17 protein-coding genes are annotated in these 18225 nt (G+C 55.9%); 13 read left to right on the plus strand and 4 right to left on the minus strand.

The window, feature by feature from the left end; translation table 11 throughout:
• The first annotated feature begins 193 nt into the window (after positions 1 to 193).
• The 7 genes from M495_RS22825 to M495_RS22855 all read left to right on the plus strand — a co-directional run bounded on the left by M495_RS22825 (position 194) and on the right by M495_RS22855 (position 7090).
• Entirely contained in the window at positions 194 to 2326 is a 2133-nt protein-coding gene (locus M495_RS22825) for an intracellular growth attenuator family protein (protein WP_041415066.1), read from the plus strand.
• A gap of 96 nt (positions 2327 to 2422) precedes the next feature.
• Entirely contained in the window at positions 2423 to 3103 is a 681-nt protein-coding gene (gene yrfG / locus M495_RS22830) for a GMP/IMP nucleotidase (RefSeq protein ID WP_020837347.1), read from the plus strand.
• Positions 3100 to 3507, plus strand: coding sequence for a ribosome-associated heat shock protein Hsp15 (gene hslR, locus M495_RS22835; RefSeq protein ID WP_020837348.1), 408 nt, complete (start codon positions 3100 to 3102; stop codon positions 3505 to 3507). Before yrfG ends, hslR begins: the two co-directional genes overlap by 4 nt.
• Before the next feature lie 25 nt (positions 3508 to 3532).
• Complete coding sequence (hslO, locus tag M495_RS22840) at positions 3533 to 4411, plus strand: Hsp33 family molecular chaperone HslO (protein ID WP_020837350.1); 879 nt, start codon at positions 3533 to 3535, stop codon at positions 4409 to 4411.
• A gap of 196 nt (positions 4412 to 4607) precedes the next feature.
• A complete protein-coding gene (gene pckA, locus M495_RS22845; protein WP_020837351.1) occupies positions 4608 to 6227 on the plus strand; it encodes a phosphoenolpyruvate carboxykinase (ATP) in 1620 nt (539 codons plus the stop codon).
• 126 nt (positions 6228 to 6353) lie between these two features.
• Positions 6354 to 6614 carry a FitA-like ribbon-helix-helix domain-containing protein gene (locus tag M495_RS22850; RefSeq protein WP_020837353.1) on the plus strand — a complete coding sequence of 87 codons (261 nt, stop codon included), beginning with the start codon at positions 6354 to 6356 and terminating at the stop codon, positions 6612 to 6614.
• On the plus strand, positions 6611 to 7090 hold the full coding sequence (locus M495_RS22855) for a type II toxin-antitoxin system VapC family toxin (protein ID WP_020837355.1): 480 nt from the start codon (positions 6611 to 6613) through the stop codon (positions 7088 to 7090). Before M495_RS22850 ends, M495_RS22855 begins: the two co-directional genes overlap by 4 nt.
• A 34-nt stretch (positions 7091 to 7124) precedes the next feature.
• Here M495_RS22855 and envZ read toward each other — a convergent pair whose 3' ends face one another.
• Positions 7125 to 8495, minus strand: coding sequence for a two-component system sensor histidine kinase EnvZ (gene envZ / locus M495_RS22860; protein WP_041415068.1), 1371 nt, complete (start codon positions 8493 to 8495; stop codon positions 7125 to 7127).
• Positions 8492 to 9211, minus strand: a complete 720-nt coding sequence (gene ompR / locus M495_RS22865; RefSeq protein ID WP_004709363.1) for an osmolarity response regulator transcription factor OmpR — start codon at positions 9209 to 9211, stop codon at positions 8492 to 8494. Before ompR ends, envZ begins: the two co-directional genes overlap by 4 nt.
• Before the next feature lie 416 nt (positions 9212 to 9627).
• On the opposite strand from ompR, the gene greB reads away from it, so the two are divergent.
• From greB to M495_RS22890, 5 genes are all read left to right on the plus strand, one after another.
• Positions 9628 to 10101, plus strand: a complete 474-nt coding sequence (gene greB, locus M495_RS22870) for a transcription elongation factor GreB (protein WP_020837359.1) — start codon at positions 9628 to 9630, stop codon at positions 10099 to 10101.
• A 157-nt stretch (positions 10102 to 10258) separates the two neighbouring features.
• Positions 10259 to 12589 (plus strand): Tex family protein, encoded by a 2331-nt coding sequence (locus M495_RS22875; RefSeq protein ID WP_020837361.1) that lies wholly within the window; start codon positions 10259 to 10261, stop codon positions 12587 to 12589.
• A 646-nt stretch (positions 12590 to 13235) separates the two neighbouring features.
• A complete protein-coding gene (gene feoA, locus M495_RS22880; RefSeq protein ID WP_020837362.1) occupies positions 13236 to 13454 on the plus strand; it encodes a ferrous iron transporter A in 219 nt (72 codons plus the stop codon).
• A 71-nt stretch (positions 13455 to 13525) separates the two neighbouring features.
• Entirely contained in the window at positions 13526 to 15841 is a 2316-nt protein-coding gene (gene feoB / locus M495_RS22885; protein ID WP_020837363.1) for a Fe(2+) transporter permease subunit FeoB, read from the plus strand.
• Positions 15841 to 16083, plus strand: a complete 243-nt coding sequence (locus M495_RS22890; RefSeq protein ID WP_020837364.1) for a FeoC-like transcriptional regulator — start codon at positions 15841 to 15843, stop codon at positions 16081 to 16083. Before feoB ends, M495_RS22890 begins: the two co-directional genes overlap by 1 nt.
• Before the next feature lie 37 nt (positions 16084 to 16120).
• Here the strand turns inward: M495_RS22890 and M495_RS22895 are convergent, their stop codons facing one another.
• A complete protein-coding gene (locus M495_RS22895) occupies positions 16121 to 16405 on the minus strand; it encodes a YdgH/BhsA/McbA-like domain containing protein (RefSeq protein ID WP_020837365.1) in 285 nt (94 codons plus the stop codon).
• 260 nt (positions 16406 to 16665) lie between these two features.
• Complete coding sequence (gene bioH / locus M495_RS22900; protein ID WP_020837366.1) at positions 16666 to 17442, minus strand: pimeloyl-ACP methyl ester esterase BioH; 777 nt, start codon at positions 17440 to 17442, stop codon at positions 16666 to 16668.
• Between the two features lie 42 nt (positions 17443 to 17484).
• On the opposite strand from bioH, the gene gntX reads away from it, so the two are divergent.
• Positions 17485 to 18168, plus strand: coding sequence for a DNA utilization protein GntX (gntX, locus tag M495_RS22905; protein WP_041415071.1), 684 nt, complete (start codon positions 17485 to 17487; stop codon positions 18166 to 18168).
• The last annotated feature ends 57 nt before the right edge of the window (positions 18169 to 18225 follow it).

The raw sequence follows: 18225 nt of genomic DNA on the forward strand, positions 1-18225 counted from the left end.
AGAAGAGCCCGATTGCTATCATCACGCAGGTAAGACATGGCGATAAAACGGGCAGTTATTATCAATAAATGAGATCCCGGCGGAGAATCTTTCCTCCCGTCACTGTTCAGGGTGTCTCTTGGTGATTTGACTGCGTATAATGCGCCACGATTCATCAGGTTGGTGAGGTTCACGGGTCCAAGATGGGGATAGCATGAGCACAATAGTGTTGATATTGGCCTTAGTGCTTGCCTGCCTGATTGCCGCTGGCCTGTATCTCTGGTTTAAAGCCCGCAATCAGCCGCTGCTCACGCGCGCGTTGCCCTTTATCAAACCCACACACCGTAAACTGACCGGCGAAGAGCGCGCCGCCGTCGAGCATTATCTCGGCCAGCAAAATAAGCTGAGCAACAAACTGTTGCCCGGTAACGGCTCATTGCCTTCCTCCAAGCTGGCGCTGACCCCGCAAAGCGATAACGTCTACCCCATTACCCACGCCATTACCCGCTACGGGCTGGCCAGCGATGAACCCAACAAGTGGCGCTATTATCTGGATGCCGAAGAGGTGCATCTGCCACCGTTCTGGGAACAGTACATCAGCGCCGATAACCATGTGGAAGTGATCAGAACCCAGACGTTACCGCTGGTTATCTCCCTCAACGGGCATTCGCTGAAAGACCATATTCACGATCGGCCGCAACCGCCGGTGGTGAAAGCAGCCCCGAGCCAAAATGCCTCCATTCGCAAGGAAGAGAGCGAGCATGTCGAGCTGGTGAATATCCGCAAGGAAACGCCGGAAGAACATGCGCTAACTCGCCCGAACGGCATCAAGGAAGCCGCCGTTATCTCGGCTGCCCTGCTGCTGCTGTTCTTCAGCCTGATAAGCCCGGTGGTGGTCATTCCCTGGATGATAGTGGTCGCCGTGCTGATGATCGCCTGGGGTTGCTGGAATCTGTTCCGTCGGCCGACATCACGCGAACTGAAAGAAGTGCACTGCCTGCGTGGCACCCCCAAGCGTTGGGGGCTGTTTGGCGAATCTAATCAGGGGCAGATCAGCAATATCTCTCTCGGCATCATCGATCTTATTTATCCGCCGCACTGGCAGCCTTATATCACCCAGGATCTGGGCAAGAGCACCGACGTGGATATCTACCTTAACCGCCAGGTGTTGCGCCAGGGACGCTTCCTTTCTCTGCATGATGAGGTGAAAAACTTCCCGTTGCAGCAATGGGGCAGAAACGCGGTGCTGATGGCCAGCTCTTTTTTGGTGCTGGTGCTGCTGCTGACCTATATTCCGCTAAGCCTGCCGCTTAAGCTGAGCATGGCCTGGCTGCAGGGCGCGCAAAAAATCGAAGTGACCAACGTTCAGGCTCTCGAAGGCGCCACCTTGCGCATCGGCGATACCCTGAAAGCTCAAGGCAACGGTATGTGTTATGTGCCGCCACCGGTCAGCGGTTCGCACACCTCCAGCTTTATGCCTTTCGACTGCTCAGGCATTTACTGGAACAACGCAGCCCCCCTGCCGCAGCCGGAATCAGACGTCATCGACAAAGCTTCAGCGTTGCTGGCGACGGTCAATACCCAGCTACATCCCGATGGTACCGATCAGAAACTCAACCCGCAGCTGGCCAGCGCGATTGAAAAATCCGGCATGATCCTGCTGGACGATTTTTCCGATATCGTGCTGAAAACGCAGGATCTGTGCCAGGCGGACAACGACTGCGTTCGGCTGAAAAACGCCCTGGTGAACCTGGGTAACGTCAAAAACTGGGCTACCCTGGTGAAACGCGCCAAGTCGGGCGCTTTGCAGGGGGTCAACGTGTTGTTACGCCCGGTGAGTGCCGAATCGCTGGAAAGCCTGACCAAGGTTGCCGCATCGTCGTTTGTCTACAGCGAAACCCGGCAGGCCGCCGCCGCGCTCAACAGCCCTCCACCTGGCGGGTTCCTGATCAGCAGCGATGAAGGTAAACAGCTGGTCAATCACCCACAGCCTGCGGTCCCCTTAAACGAGTACAACGCGCTCGATCAATGGAATGAACTGCAACGTCTGGCCAGCATGCTGCTGCATACGCCGTTTGAAGCTCAGGGCGTGATCACCAGTATCAGCGTCGACGCCAACGGTACACGCCATATTGCGCTGCACAGCGAGCCCGATATCATCACCCTGTGGCGCTATCTCGGTACCAGCCTGCTGCTGCTGACGGTCGCCGTCGTTCTGGGTTACAACACCTGGCGACTGGTGCAGCGCCGCCGCATCAGCCAGCACCGAACCGCCGATATCCAGCGCTATTACGAAAGCTGCTTTAACCCGCAGCTCTCCCCGATGTCATTGCGGCCAATGCCCTGAGTCGCTCGCAGGCCTGCTTCCTGTCATCCGCTTATGCTACGCTAACGCTATTCCCCTTATCCTGCGGACCCCCGACGGTTCGCCTATGGAGTTTTCATGGTTCCCGAGTTTGACTGGCGTGAAATTGATACCGTGCTGCTGGATATGGACGGCACCCTGCTCGATCTGGAGTTCGACAGCCACTTTTGGCTCAGCCTGGTGCCACAAGCCCTGAGCGAGCAGCGTGCTATTCCCTTCGACGAAGCGCGTAAAATCATTCACCAGGAATATTTGGCGGTGCAGCACACCATGAACTGGTACTGCTTCGACTACTGGAGCGAACGGCTGGATCTTGATATTTACCGCATGACCACTGAGGTTGGCAGCCGAGCCCGCCTGCGTGAGGATACCGAGCCCTTTTTGCAGGCATTGCGAGCCGCAGGTCACCGGACTATCCTGTTGACCAACGCCCATCCGCACAGCCTGGCGGTAAAAATTGAGCATACCGGTTTGGATCGCCACCTTGATTTATTACTTTCTACCCACACATTTGGTTATCCGAAAGAAGATCAGCGTTTGTGGCAGGCCGTGCAGCAACACACCGGATTTGATCCGCAACGCACCCTGTTCGTCGACGACGGTGAACCTATTCTGGATGCTGCCCGCACCTTCGGTATTCGCTATTGCCTGGGCGTGCAGAATCCGGACTCCAGCATGGCGGAGAAAACCTTTCGACACTACCCGGCAATGCGCGACTACCGCCTGTTGATACCGGCGTTAGCCAAGGGGGAGAAATGAAAGATAAGGAAACACGGGACGACGCGGTCCGGCTGGATAAATGGCTTTGGGCGGCTCGTTTCTACAAAACCCGCGCGTTGGCGCGGGACATGATCGACGGCGGCAAGGTGCACTATAACGGACAGCGCGGTAAGCCGAGCAAGAATGTCGAGCTCAATGCCGAGATCAAGCTGCGTCAGGGTAACGATGAACGCACGGTGATCGTTCTGGCTCTGGCCAGCCAACGGCGCGGCGCCGACGAGGCGCAGCAGATGTATCAGGAAACCGAAGCCAGCATCGCCAATCGAGAGAAAGTGGCGCTCGCACGCAAGATGAATGCGCTGACCATGCCGCATCCGGACCGCCGTCCGGACAAGAAAGAGCGGCGCGACCTGATTAAATTTAAATTTGGTGAGCAGGAATAACCCCTCGCCGCAATGAGAGAAAACTATGTCTAACCATGACCAATTGCACCGTTACCTGTTTGAAAACTACGCGGTGCGCGGTGAGCTGGTTACCGTCAGCGAAACCTATCAGCAGGTCCTGAACAACCATGATTATCCGGCGCCGGTTAAAAAACTGCTGGGTGAACTGCTGGTGGCCACCAGCCTGCTGACCGCAACCTTGAAGTTCGACGGCGATATCACCGTACAATTACAGGGTGATGGCCCGCTGAAGCTGGCCGTGATTAACGGCAACAACCGCCAGGAAATGCGTGGCGTAGCGCGCGTACAGAGCGAAATCGCCGATGACAGCACGCTGCATCAGTTGATCGGCAACGGCGTCATGGTGATCACCATCGCGCCAACCGAAGGCGAGCGCTATCAGGGCGTAGTGGCACTGGAAGGCGAAACGCTGGCCGAATGCCTTGAGGCTTACTTCCGCCAGTCCGAACAGCTGCCAACCCGTCTGTTCATTCGCACCGGCGAGTTCGAAGGCCAACCGGCCGCGGGCGGTATGTTGCTGCAGGTGCTGCCGGCACAGGACGGCAATGCCGATGATTTCGATCATCTGGTACAACTGACCAACACGGTGAAAAGCGAAGAGCTGTTCAGCCTGCCGGCCAATGAAGTGCTGTATCGCCTGTATCACCAGGAAGAAGTCACTCTGTATGAACCACAGGACGTGATCTTCCGTTGCACCTGTTCACGTCAGCGCTGCGCTGATGCGTTGGTCACCTTGCCAACCGACGAAGTGGCCCAAATGCTGGAGCAGGATGGCAATATCGATATGCACTGCGATTACTGCGGCAATCACTATGTGTTTGACGCCGTAGACGTTGCCGCCTTGTACACTGGTAACACCGGTGACAGCGATCAGTTGCACTAAGTAGCACCCCATATCGGCGGGCGCGCCCTGCGCCCGCTCATTCACCTCGTTTGCACGTTTGCTTTTTTCCGTGTGCTATCTCTCAGATCGTAACGAAAAACCGACTAAAACGTTAAATATTTGATACCTATCGCGGTTACTCGCTGCTGAATCCCTACAATTGGCGCCAGAAATTCTGTGACCAAGGAGTAGTGACATGCGTGTTAAAGGTATAACCCCTCAGGATCTGGCCGCTTATGGGATTCATAACGTCGGCGAAATCGTTCACAACCCGAGTTATGACTTGCTGTTCAAGGAAGAAACAGACCCATCTCTGGAAGGTTATGAGCGTGGGGTCGTAACCAAGCTGGGTGCTGTATCCGTCGACACCGGTATTTTTACCGGCCGTTCCCCGAAAGATAAGTACATCGTCCGTGACGACATCACCCGCGACACCGTCTGGTGGGCCGATCAGGGTAAAGGCAAAAACGACAACAAACCCCTCAGTCCGGAAATTTGGGCTGACCTGAAACAGCTGGTCACCACGCAGCTCTCCGGCAAACGCCTGTTTGTGGTGGATACCTTCTGCGGCGCCAACGCCGACTCACGCTTGAAAGTCCGCTTTATCACCGAGGTTGCCTGGCAGGCGCACTTCGTCAAAAACATGTTCATTCGCCCGACGGAAGAAGAACTGCAGGATTTCGAACCGGACTTCGTGGTGATGAACGGCGCCAAATGCACTAACCCGAACTGGCAGCAACAGGGCCTGAACTCGGAAAACTTTGTCGCTTTCAACCTGACCGAACGCATGCAGCTGATTGGCGGCACCTGGTACGGCGGCGAAATGAAAAAGGGTATGTTCTCCATGATGAACTACCTGCTGCCGCTGAAAGGCATCGCTTCCATGCACTGCTCGGCTAACGTGGGTGAAAAAGGTGACGTGGCGGTGTTCTTCGGCCTGTCCGGCACCGGCAAAACCACCCTGTCCACCGATCCAAAACGCCAGCTGATTGGCGATGACGAACACGGCTGGGATGACGACGGCGTGTTCAACTTCGAAGGCGGTTGCTACGCCAAAACCATCAAGCTGTCCGAAGAAGCCGAGCCGGATATCTATCACGCCATCAAACGCGATGCGCTGCTGGAAAACGTCACGGTGCTGGCCGACGGTACGATTGATTTCAACGACGGCTCGAAAACCGAAAACACCCGTGTTTCCTACCCGATCTATCACATCCAGAATATCGTCAAGCCAGTTTCCAAGGCCGGCCACGCCACCAAGGTGATTTTCCTGACTGCGGACGCCTTCGGCGTGTTGCCACCGGTTTCTCGCCTGACCGCCAACCAGACCCAGTACCACTTCCTGTCCGGCTTTACCGCCAAGCTGGCCGGTACCGAGCGCGGCGTGACCGAGCCGACCCCAACCTTCTCCGCCTGCTTCGGCGCAGCCTTCCTGTCGCTGCACCCAACGCAATACGCCGAAGTCCTGGTGAAGCGCATGCAGGCTGCGGGTGCCCAGGCCTACCTGGTCAACACCGGCTGGAACGGCACCGGTAAACGCATTTCGATCAAAGATACTCGCGGTATTATCGATGCGATCCTCAGCGGTGAAATCGATAAGGCAGAAACCATTACCCTGCCTATCTTCGATCTGGCGATGCCAACCTCACTGCCGGGCGTCAACCCGGATATCCTGGATCCGCGCGCCACTTACGCCAGCATTGAGCAATGGCAAGAGAAGGCACAGGATCTGGCCGAGCGTTTTGTCACCAACTTTGACAAATACACCGACACTCCAGCGGGTGCAGCGCTGGTCAGCGCCGGTCCAAAACTGTAATAGCTTCCTTTTACAGCTTCAGCTAAGGCGTGGATATCACGCCTTTTTTTATTTTTATCGGTTGTTTTTTGAACGACGCAAAGAGATAATAATGCAGTGCAATCATTGATAGCAACGGAGGTTTCAATGGCTACCATAACCGTCAGAAATCTGGACGACGAAGTAAAGGAGTTGCTGCGCGTCTCGGCAGCAAAAAATGGCCATTCCATGGAGGAGGAAGCTCGCATGATTTTGAAACAGGCATTATTGAAAAAACCGCCGCGTTATGGGTTAGGCACCTGGATGCATCAACACTTTGCCGAGTTGGGCGGGGTTGAATTGGAGATCCCACCGCGCGATGCCACGCCGCCGCGTATTGTCACCTTTGACGACGATGACCAATTATGATTATTCTCGATACCAACGTGGTTTCAGAAACGTTGCGCCCCAACCCGCACTATAACGTCATCAGATGGCTGAATGAAAAAGACAATGATGAGCTTTATCTTAGTGCGATAGTTCTCGCCGAGTTGTTCAGTGGAGTTGCCTGTATGCCTGATGGGAAACGGCAGCGCGAATTCAAACACAAGCTGGCGGAGGCAGTGCAGATTAGATTTGATGAGCAAACCCTGCCATTTGATACACTCTGCGCACTGCAATACGCGGAACTTATGGAGAAAAATCAGCGTCAGGGCCGGTTAATGGGCATCACCGATACCCAAATCGCCGCCACCTGCCTGCATTACGGTGCCACCCTGGCCACGCGCAATACCCAAGACTTTATCCATTGCGGCATTGAGTTAATCGATCCCTGGCAGGCCACGACGGGCCGGCGTCTGCATGAAGAGGCAGCGGAATACTACGTGATGAGCAGGAAGTCCTGACGGGGGCGCAAACTGCGGCCCCCAGATAAAAAGATTACGCGCTGTCCTTCAGGTTCTGATGCCCATTGCCCGACTCTTTTTTCTCCATCGGTAACGGAATATAAGCCCGAATCAACAGCCCACCGCGTTCGCTGGTGCCGATATCCAGTGCGCCATGATGCCCATCGATAATACGCTGTACGATAGCCAGGCCCAACCCGGTCCCGCTGGTACTGCGCGCGCTGTCACCACGAACAAATGGCTGCAACAGATGCTTCAGCTCTTCCGGTTTAATGCCCGGGCCGTCGTCTTCCACCTGGAACCAGCCGCGCTGCAGCTCACGGCCGCTGCTGACTTTGATCCAACCGTTGCCGTAACGCGCCGCATTCACCACCATATTCACTGCCGCACGCTTGATCGACAACGGATGCACATTCATCATCAGTTCGCCCGGCGCCAAAGCGGTTTCAATCACCCGCTCATAGCCACTCTCGGCAGCCACCACTTCGCCCAGAATGCTATTCAAATCGCTGATTTCTGTCTGCATCTCCTGGCCGGTGCGCAGATAATCAATAAACTGCTCAATGATGTCGTTGCACTCTTCAATATCTTTATTGATCGACTCCGCCAGGTAGCCGTCTTCGGCACTCATCATCTCGGTCGCCAGACGGATACGCGTCAGTGGCGTACGCAGGTCGTGGCTCACCCCGGCCATCAGCAATGTGCGGTCGTCCGCCAGCTGCTTGACGCCCGACGCCATCTGATTAAAGGCCCGCGTTACCGAACGGACTTCCGATGCGCCATACTCACGCAGCGGCGGTGGAATGATGCCCTTACCTACCTGCAAAGCGGCGTGCTCAAGCTCCACCAGCGGGCGGTTCTGAATACGGATAAACAGCCAGGCGCCACCTATCGCCAACAGCATAATCGCCAGGGTATAGCGGAACAGCGGCGAGAAATCGCCCTGGTGAATTTCAGTCAGTGGAACACGCACCCAGATATCCGGCTGCAGCCAGGTTTTCAGCCACACCACCGGTGAGTTTTTGTTTACTTCCACCCGCACGTCGGTTGGCCCGCCGAGCTGCTGCGCCATCTGCTGGCTGAGGAATTGGTAGTGCTGCGCCCAGCGCAGACCGCTCTCTTCCGCCGCAGAATTGGTGTAGAGAGAAATGCCCAGTTCGCGATAGATTTCGCGACGGAACGCCGGCGGTACTTCCAGCAAAGTACCATCCTCCAGCTGCAGCCGGTCGGTCATCAGCATACGAACTTCGTAGGCCAATACCTTATTGAACTGCTGCAGGCTGGGCAGGATGGCGAAGTTCAGCACCACCAGATAGGTCGTCACCAGGCTGACGAACAGCAAGGTGACGATCAATAGCAGGGTTCGGGCAAACGAGCTACGCGGTGAAAAGCGCAATCGTCTCATGCCTTGCTGCCGTCCGGGACGAAGACGTAGCCAAGACCCCAAACGGTCTGGATGTAGCGTGGATGCGCAGGATCTTCCTCAACCATGCGACGCAAACGAGAAATTTGCACGTCGATGGAGCGTTCCATGGCGCTGTATTCACGGCCGCGGGCCAGGTTCATCAGCTTATCGCGCGAAAGCGGTTCGCGAGGATGGCTCACCAGCGCCTTCAGCACTGCGAATTCGCCGCTGGTCAACGGCATAGGCTCGTCTTCGCGGAACATTTCGCGGGTGCCGAGGTTCAGTTTGAATTTACCAAAGGCGATCACCGCCTCTTCCTGTGAAGGAGCGCCCGGCAGTTCATTGGCCTGACGGCGCAACACCGCACGGATGCGGGCCAGCAATTCACGCGGGTTGAAGGGTTTTGGGATGTAATCGTCAGCGCCGATTTCCAGGCCAACGATACGGTCGACTTCTTCACCTTTGGCGGTCACCATAATGATCGGCATAGGGTTGCTTTGGCTGCGCAGACGGCGGCAGATGGAAAGACCATCTTCGCCCGGCAACATCAGGTCAAGCACCATCAGATGGAATGATTCACGAGTCAGCAAGCGATCCATTTGCTCAGCGTTGGCTACGCTGCGAACCTGAAAACCCTGTTCGGTTAAATAACGCTCTAAAAGCGCACGCAGGCGCATGTCATCATCGACGACCAGAATCTTATGATTCTCTTGCATTGTATTACTCCCAAAGGCTTTATTGCCTGACGTGAATATTGTTAAAAAACCCTGTCATTTCGGACAGCGTTTAATGGTATATATTCTAGACGAAATTGTTACAAAGCTTATTCTTTTGCCCATTTATCAACAATTTTCATCAAAATGCCCGCGACGATTCGCCAAAATCACGATGCGCATAGGTTAAATTTAGAAGCACTGCGTCTTTTGGCTGGCGGCATACCCGACGGCTGATTCGGCAGTGTAACTCAGCCGGGGCGATAAGAAACGCCAGCACCGGCAATTTTGCGCGTGGCTGATGATTAACGCTCATTGGATTGTGCAACAGCAGCCTACAGCCCGATGCGAGTTTGTGCGACACTTTGCCAACGCAATGACGTCCTTCCCTTTGATATGTCCCTAAAGGCGGAACCACGATGAGAACGCAGCTGATAACCCGCGAAGGTTACGACAAGCTAAAGCAGGAATTAGACTTTCTCTGGCGCGAAGATCGGCCAGAGGTCACCAAAAAAGTGACCTGGGCAGCCAGCCTCGGCGACAGAAGTGAAAATGCCGATTATCAGTACAACAAAAAACGGCTGCGGGAAATCGATCGCCGCGTACGCTACCTGACCAAATGCCTCGAGCAATTAAAGATTGTCGATTACTCCCCGCAGCAGGAAGGCAAAGTGTTTTTCGGTGCCTGGGTGGTAGTGGAAAACGAGGACGGCGACACTAAACGCTTTCGCATCGTCGGCTATGACGAGATTTTTGGCCGCCGAGACTACATCTCCATCGATTCGCCCATGGCCCGCGCGCTGCTTAAAAAAGAAGTGGGTGATGCCGCCACCGTTAATACGCCAGTCGGCGATGCCCTGTGGTACGTGAATGAGATCGAGTACGTAAAATAAGATTTCAGTTTTTTCCGAGCGACCGCCCGCCGCCGCAGTACAGGCCGCTTTACGCGCTATGACTGTCGAGAGGCGGCCCGCTCCACTGGCATTTTCCCCGCGCAATCCGTATAACTGTCCCCCTGTTTACCAACCGTTCTCAACAGATACCAGACTTATGAATGACCCACTGAGCCGCATTATTGCAACAGAACTGCAGGCCCGGCCGGAGCAAGTTGACTCCGCCATCCGTCTGCTGGATGAAGGTAATACCGTGCCCTTTATTGCACGCTATCGTAAGGAAGTCACCGGGGGTCTGGACGATACCCAACTGCGCCAGCTGGAAACCCGCCTGGGTTATCTGCGTGAACTGGAAGACCGCCGTCAGACCATCCTTAAATCGATCGACGAGCAGGGCAAACTGACCGAACAGCTGGCGACGGCGATCACCGCCACGCAAAGCAAAACCGAACTCGAAGACCTCTACCTGCCTTACAAACCGAAGCGCCGCACCCGCGGCCAGATCGCGATTGAAGCCGGTCTGGAGCCTCTGGCGGACACGCTGTGGCAGGATCCTCAGCAGCAACCTGAACAGTTGGCCGAAGGTTACGTTAATGCAGACAAGGGCGTAGCGGACGTAAAAGCCGCCCTCGACGGCGCGCGTTATATCCTGATGGAGCGCTTCGCCGAAGACGCCGCATTACTGGCCAAGGTCCGTAACTACCTGTGGAAACATGCGCACCTGGTGTCCAAAGTGGTGGAAGGCAAGGAAGAAGTCGGGGCCAAGTTCCGCGACTATTTCGATCATCATGAACCCATTGCCCAGGTGCCATCGCACCGTGCGCTGGCCATGTTCCGCGGCCGTAACGAAGGTGTACTGCAGCTGGCGCTGAATGCCGATCCGCAGTTTGAAGAAGCCCCACGCGAAAGCCAGGCGGAGCAGATCATCATCAGCCACCTGGATCTGCGCCTGAATGATGCTCCGGCGGACGCCTGGCGCAAAGCGGTGGTCAACTGGACCTGGCGTATCAAGGTGCTACTGCATCTGGAAACCGAGCTGATGAGCACGGTGCGCGAACGCGCGGAAGATGAAGCGATCAACGTCTTTGCCCGTAATATGCATGACCTGCTGATGGCGGCACCGGCCGGTATGCGCGCCACCATGGGGCTGGATCCGGGCCTGCGTACCGGGGTCAAAGTGGCGGTAGTCGATGCTACCGGCAAGCTGGTCGCCACCGACACCGTGTACCCGCACACCGGTCAGGCCGCTAAAGCCGCCGCCATCGTCGCCGCACTGTGCACCAAGCATAAAGTGGAGCTGGTCGCCATCGGCAACGGCACCGCATCGCGCGAGACCGAACGTTTTTACCTCGACCTGCAACAGCAGTTCAGCGAAGTCAAAGCGCAAAAGGTGATCGTCAGCGAAGCCGGCGCTTCGGTGTACTCCGCTTCCGAACTGGCGGCGCTGGAATTCCCTAACCTCGACGTCTCGCTGCGCGGTGCAGTATCCATCGCACGTCGTCTGCAGGATCCGCTGGCCGAGCTGGTCAAAATCGATCCGAAATCCATCGGCGTCGGCCAGTATCAGCATGACGTCAGCCAAAGCCAACTGGCGAAAAAACTCGACTCCGTGGTCGAAGACTGCGTGAACGCCGTCGGTGTGGATCTGAATACCGCCTCGGTGCCGCTGCTGACCCGCGTAGCCGGCCTGACGCGCATGATGGCGCAGAATATCGTCACCTGGCGTGACGAAAATGGCCGCTTCAGCAACCGCGAACAGCTGCTGAAAGTCAGTCGCTTGGGGCCGAAAGCCTTTGAACAGTGCGCCGGCTTCTTGCGTATCAACCACGGCGACAACCCACTGGACGCCTCGACCGTTCACCCGGAAACCTACCCGGTGGTCGAACGCATTCTGGCCGCAACGCGGCAGGCTCTGCAGGATCTGATGGGTAACCCGGCGGCGGTGCGCAGCCTGAAGGCCAGCGACTTTACCGATGAGAAGTTCGGTGTGCCGACGGTGACCGACATCCTGAAGGAGCTGGAGAAGCCGGGCCGCGATCCGCGTCCGGAATTCAAAACCGCAACCTTTGCCGAAGGGGTGGAAACCCTCAACGACCTGCAGCCGGGAATGATCCTGGAAGGTTCGGTCACCAACGTCACCAACTTCGGTGCCTTTGTTGATATCGGCGTGCATCAGGATGGGTTGGTGCATATCTCCTCGCTGGCGGACAAGTTTGTCGAAGATCCGCACACCGTGGTGAAAGCCGGTGACATCGTCAAAGTGAAGGTGATGGAAGTGGACCTGCAACGTAAACGCATTGCATTGAGCATGCGTCTGGACGAGCAACCGGGTGAAGGTTCCCCACGGCGCGGTGGCAATTCAGCACCGGCCAAGGACAACACCTCGCGACCGCAGGCCAATAAGTCCAAACCGCGTGGCGCTAACACCTCGGCAGGCAACAGCGCCATGGGTGACGCACTGGCGGCGGCCTTTGGCAGAAAGTCGTAGTCAGGCGGCCAGCAGAAAACGCATGAGGCACAGGGAGGGGGTTAACCCCTCCCTTTTCCGCTAAATACCCTCATCATTTTTTGACCCGCCTCAATAAACCCGCATTTTTATTCGCTGCCGCCGACAGCCCTGATAATTCCGGTTTTAAGCCTGAAAGCCACGCTAAAGAGCCATTTATTAACATCTCTATTAACATTAAATTCTCATTCCGGTATTTCTCAGCGAAACACAAATGCTTAGCGCTCGTATTCAGCCGGCAATATGTTGCCTAATAAATACCGATATTGACGTCACCGAATCAAAGCTGTCGAATCTGTCACTACTTTTTTCAAACCGGAAAAATTCACTACAAATACGTAACTGATTTAACTCACCATTCGCATTTGCACCCCACCAGGCTGGGTGATAAAAATAGCGCTGTCAGGCAATTGCATTCTCTAAATGTGATCGCCACAACCTTTGGTTACCAATACCCCTATTTTTTGTATTGAATACGATAATTATTCTCACTATTATTATTTTGCGTGTTCACTGCATTGCCTCATGGATTGAAAGCGTCGGCAGCTCGTGGTTTTTATCTCGGGACTGCCATTGGAACGTTCTTTTATCATCACCAGCCCAATAGCCTGGGCTTAGAGAAGGTTACATGCATCTTCTGCCTAAACGGTCTTATAAGATCGCCGGCTTCGCCAATGAAATCGGCCCGGCTTATCGCCAAAAACTTTTATCCCTCGGCATGCTGCCGGGCTCGTCTTTTGAAGTGGTACGCGTCGCACCATTGGGTGATCCCATAGAAATAAAAACCCGCCGCGTCAGCCTGGTGCTGCGCAGGAAAGATCTGGCCCTGATCCTGCTCGACGGCTAGTCCTGAGCCGCCTTGCTTTGGCCATGCATCTTGCCTGGCCCAACTTCCATTGACTGATATCACGCTAAATTATGAAAAAACTCACTATTGGCTTAATAGGCAACCCCAACTCCGGTAAAACTACGCTGTTCAACCAGCTGACCGGGGCACGCCAGCGGGTCGGTAACTGGGCGGGCGTGACGGTAGAACGCAAAGAAGGCCTGTTCACCACGCCGCAATCACAGGTCAAACTGGTCGATCTGCCCGGCACCTACTCCCTGACCACCATCTCGGAGCAAACCTCACTCGACGAACAAATTGCCTGCCACTACATTCTGAGCGGCGACGCCGATCTGCTGATCAACGTGGTCGATGCTTCCAATCTGGAACGTAATCTATACCTGACGCTGCAACTGCTGGAGCTGGGCATCCCCTGCATTGTCGCGCTGAATATGTTGGATATCGCCAAAAGCCAAAAAATTAATATCGATATCGCGGCACTGTCGGCGCGTCTCGGCTGTCCGGTGGTGCCGATGGTATCCACCAAAGCCGACGGCATTGGCGTGCTGAAGCAGATGATCGACAACCATCAGTTCAACGAATTAAAAGCGCTGGTGAACTACCCGCCGCTGCTGCTCAAGGAAATGACCACGCTGAGCGACGCCATGCCGCAGACCCTGCCAAGCGAACAACGTCGCTGGCTGGCGCTGCAGATGCTGGAAGGCGATATCTACAGCCACCAGCTTGCCGGCCCTGCGGCGGCCCTGCTGCCGGCGGCCAAACAGGCGCTGCAGCGGCAACAGCAGGAAGATCCTGCACTGGTGATTGCCGATGCGCGTTATCAGTCAATCGCCACCCTGTGCGATGCCGTGAGCAATTCACAACAGGCCATGCCGAACCGTCTGACCGAAGCGCTGGATAAAGTGATCCTCAACCGCTGGTTAGGGGTGCCCATCTTCCTGCTGGTGATGTATTTGATGTTCCTGCTAGCCATCAACCTCGGCGGCGCACTGCAGCCGATCTTCGATATCGGGTCGGCGGCAATCTTTATTCAGGGTATTCAATGGCTGGGCTATACCCTGCACTTCCCTGAATGGTTGACCATTTTCCTGGCGCAGGGGGTCGGTGGTGGTATCAACACTGTGCTGCCGCTGGTGCCGCAAATCGGCATGATGTACCTGTTCCTGTCGTTCCTCGAAGACTCCGGCTATATGGCGCGTGCGGCGTTCGTGATGGACCGCCTGATGCAGGCGCTGGGGTTGCCCGGCAAGTCCTTCGTGCCGCTGATCGTCGGCTTCGGCTGTAACGTGCCTTCGATCATGGGCGCACGTACGCTGGATGCGCAGCGCGAACGCCTGATTACCATCATGATGGCGCCCTTCATGTCCTGCGGGGCTCGGCTGGCGATCTTCGCCGTGTTTGCCGCTGCTTTCTTTGGCCAGGACGGCGCAGGCGTGGTGTTCTCTTTGTATATGCTGGGTATTGTGGTGGCAATCCTCACCGGTCTGGTATTGAAGTACACCATCATGCGCGGTGAAGCTTCCCCCTTCGTGATGGAGTTGCCGGTTTACCACGTGCCACACCTGAAAAGCCTGCTGCTGCAAACCTGGCAGCGCCTGAAAGGCTTTGTGCTGCGTGCCGGTAAGGTGATTGTAGTTGCCAGCATCTTTATTGGCGGCCTGAACAGCTTTTCGTTCAGCGGCAAGCCGGTAGATAACATTAATGACTCGGCGCTGGCGTCGGTGTCCAAAGTATTGACGCCGCTGCTGAAACCGATGGGCGTGCACAGTGACAACTGGCAGGCTACCGTCGGCCTGGTGACCGGGGCCATGGCGAAAGAAGTGGTGGTCGGTACGCTAAATACCCTGTACACCGCCGAACATATCAACAGTACCGAATTTGATGCCGCCAACTTTAACCTGCTGGATGAACTGGGTGGCGCATTGGACACCACCTGGCAAGGGCTGAAAGACACCTTCAGCCTGAGCGTACTGTCCAACCCGATTGAGGCCAGCAAGGGCGATGGGGAAATGGACGTCGGCTCAATGGGCGTTATGAGCAGCAAATTCGGCTCCGGGGTTTCCGCCTACAGCTACCTGATCTTTGTGTTGCTGTACGTCCCTTGCGTCTCGGTGATGGGGGCCATCGCCCGCGAATCCAGCCGCGGCTGGATGACCTTCTCCATTCTCTGGGGGCTGAACGTGGCCTACTCGCTAGCCACGCTGTTTTATCAGATTGCCACCTTCAGCCAGCATCCGCAGTACAGCCTGGCGGCGATCGCCATCGTGGTGTTATTCAATCTGCTGATTCTGTTCGGCCTGCGCCGGGCACGTAGTCGGGTCACGGTACGCCTGAGCAACGCCACCCCGGCAGCCTGCTGTCAGGGCGCCAAGGGCAACTGCCACTAATGGCCGGCCTGCTGCAGATCCGCGACGCATTGGCGCTGCACGGTAGCATACAGGCGCTTCAGCTCAGCCGTCAGTTGGCGGCTCCGCTGCCGCTGGTGCAGGCAATGCTGGAGCGTTTGGTCGCAATGGGGAAAGTGGAGCGTATCGAGCAGGATAACAGCGCCTGCCTGAGCGGCAGCTGCAAAAGCTGTCCGGAAGGCAAAGCGTGCAGCAGTACGGTGATATATCGGTTAAAACACTGAGAGGTGGGGCGCGGCACGAGGCGCGCCCCCTTCTTGATTATTGCTTGTCTTTGTACACTTCGGCGATAGCACTGAACTTGCCGTGCTCACGGCCTGCCAGGATCACGTAATATTGTCCGCCTTTTTCATCAGCCAGTTTGGACAGTTCTTCTTTTGCATCCATCGGCGATGTGGTTTGTGCGGTGGTAGTTACCGTACCGATCTTCTCATATTTACCCGGATTCTTATCCAGATCTTCCTTGGTCAGCAAGGTTGCCGCCAGGGTGCTGAAAGACACGGAACTCACAACTAACGCTGCAACAATCATTTTCAAAGATTTCATTACCATACCTCTCAAGGGATAATTTATTTGTTATGAAAGCCGTCCAGAGTAAATGCGCGATAACACTGGCTGCCGTGACATCTTCGGACCTCGTTGCTTTCCCTGACGAGACCGTTTTCCCAGAGACGAAACGCCGAATGAAAATACGCACGCGTTTTTTCATTGTGCAGCCAACGCAGTTACCCACCTAAGTATTGAACAGGTTTATTTTTTATCCACTAAGCGGCTCTTTTTTTAGCGCTTTATTGTGCGATTTTGGGTCAGATCCCATTTTCTGCCACAAAAGTGCCAATAATTTCTGCAAATTCATCAGGGTGGGAAATGAATGGTGCATGAGCTGCTTTTGCAATGATGATTGATGGCGAGTTTGGCCACTTGGCATCAAGCAGTTCTGCCACCTTACGCGGCACCAAACCGTCCAGATAACCGTAAACCCGTAACAGCGGCAACGGCAGCTTGGCCAGTGGCTGGCGCAAATCGGCCGTTCGCAGTATTTCCAGCCCACCGTTTAATACCTCAACGCTTGGCATCGGTTGGTTAAGCACCACCGATTTCAGCAGGCGGGCATCTTGCCGCGCGCTTTCCGTTCCCAGCGTCTGCAATGCCAGAAAACGCTCTACGGTACGCTGAAAATCCTGCCCCAACTGATGCTGGAAACCACTCAACACCTCCGAGCGGATCCCCGGCCAGTCATCCTGAGCGGCAAAACAAGGTGATGAAGCCACGGTGATCAACCCGCTCACCCGTTGCGGCTGCAACAGCGCAATCTGGCTGGCCACCAGCCCGCCCAGCGACCAGCCCAGCCACCAGGCCTGCGCCGGTGCCGCGGCCATCACGGTTTCCGCCATCTGTTCGAGTGACATAGGGCCAAACCCCTGGCTACGGCCATAGCCCGGCAGGTCGACCAGATGCAGGCGGAAATGCGGCGTCAGCCGCTCAATCATGCAATGCCACACTTCGGCATTCAGCCCCCAGCCGTGGAGCAGCACAAGATCGCGATCGCCTTCACCTATTGTTTGCCAGTACAACGCACTCATCCGTTATTGTCCTTTCATTCTCATCCGTCAGGGAGGACGGTTATGCTATCAATCCAGAGCCGCTGTTGGCTATGCCGACAGTCGCTGCGTCTTTATGGTCAGGGTATCTGCAGCTACTGCCTGCGTCACATGCCCGCCAAACCTTTGTGCTGCCCGCGCTGCGGCCTGCCCGCCGGCGATGCCAGATTGCCCTGTGGCCGCTGCCTGCAACAGCCGCCACCCTGGCAGGCGCTGGTGTTCGTCAATGACTACGCCGCGCCGCTGCGCCAGCTGATAAAAAAGTTCAAGTTTCAGCACACGCCGGAACTGGCCCCGCTGCTGGCGCGGCTAATCCTGCTGAACTGGCAACAGGCACATCGAGAGCAATATCTGAACAGACCCGATATCATTTTAGCGGTACCCTTACAGGCAAAACGTTGCTGGCGGCGCGGCTATAATCAGAGCGATCTGCTGGCGCTGCCGCTGGCACACTGGTTAGGGTGCGATTACCGCCCCGCCGCCCTGAGCCGGGTGCGTAAAACGGCTCCGCAGCAACGGCTATCGGCCCGCGCGCGGCGGCGCAATTTGCGTGGTGCGTTTCGTTGCCATGAAACCATGGCGGGCCGACACGTCGCGCTGCTGGACGATGTGGTGACGACCGGCAGTACGGTCATGGAAATCGCCAAGTTGTTGCAGGAGCAGGGAGCCGCATCGATCCAGATCTGGTGCGTTTGCCGCACGTTGTAGTACCAGGGCAATGGGCGTATTATAACCTAGTATTAAAGTCAACTATTTGAACTAACG

Origin of the sequence: Serratia liquefaciens ATCC 27592, from assembly GCF_000422085.1 — a bacterium.
In the GTDB taxonomy this organism is placed as follows: domain Bacteria; phylum Pseudomonadota; class Gammaproteobacteria; order Enterobacterales; family Enterobacteriaceae; genus Serratia; species Serratia liquefaciens.

Coding starts and splice junctions, on each gene's coding strand:
- M495_RS22875 (WP_020837361.1), top strand. CDS start 10,259: ATGAATGACCCACTGAGCCGCATTATTGCAACAGAACTGCAGGCCCGG.
- M495_RS22895 (WP_020837365.1), bottom strand. CDS start 16,405: ATGAAATCTTTGAAAATGATTGTTGCAGCGTTAGTTGTGAGTTCCGTG.
- envZ (WP_041415068.1), bottom strand. CDS start 8,495: ATGAGACGATTGCGCTTTTCACCGCGTAGCTCGTTTGCCCGAACCCTG.
- hslR (WP_020837348.1), top strand. CDS start 3,100: ATGAAAGATAAGGAAACACGGGACGACGCGGTCCGGCTGGATAAATGG.
- yrfG (WP_020837347.1), top strand. CDS start 2,423: ATGGTTCCCGAGTTTGACTGGCGTGAAATTGATACCGTGCTGCTGGAT.
- bioH (WP_020837366.1), bottom strand. CDS start 17,442: ATGAGTGCGTTGTACTGGCAAACAATAGGTGAAGGCGATCGCGATCTT.
- pckA (WP_020837351.1), top strand. CDS start 4,608: ATGCGTGTTAAAGGTATAACCCCTCAGGATCTGGCCGCTTATGGGATT.
- gntX (WP_041415071.1), top strand. CDS start 17,485: ATGCTATCAATCCAGAGCCGCTGTTGGCTATGCCGACAGTCGCTGCGT.
- M495_RS22850 (WP_020837353.1), top strand. CDS start 6,354: ATGGCTACCATAACCGTCAGAAATCTGGACGACGAAGTAAAGGAGTTG.
- hslO (WP_020837350.1), top strand. CDS start 3,533: ATGTCTAACCATGACCAATTGCACCGTTACCTGTTTGAAAACTACGCG.
- feoA (WP_020837362.1), top strand. CDS start 13,236: ATGCATCTTCTGCCTAAACGGTCTTATAAGATCGCCGGCTTCGCCAAT.
- greB (WP_020837359.1), top strand. CDS start 9,628: ATGAGAACGCAGCTGATAACCCGCGAAGGTTACGACAAGCTAAAGCAG.
- M495_RS22825 (WP_041415066.1), top strand. CDS start 194: ATGAGCACAATAGTGTTGATATTGGCCTTAGTGCTTGCCTGCCTGATT.
- M495_RS22890 (WP_020837364.1), top strand. CDS start 15,841: ATGGCCGGCCTGCTGCAGATCCGCGACGCATTGGCGCTGCACGGTAGC.
- feoB (WP_020837363.1), top strand. CDS start 13,526: ATGAAAAAACTCACTATTGGCTTAATAGGCAACCCCAACTCCGGTAAA.
- M495_RS22855 (WP_020837355.1), top strand. CDS start 6,611: ATGATTATTCTCGATACCAACGTGGTTTCAGAAACGTTGCGCCCCAAC.
- ompR (WP_004709363.1), bottom strand. CDS start 9,211: ATGCAAGAGAATCATAAGATTCTGGTCGTCGATGATGACATGCGCCTG.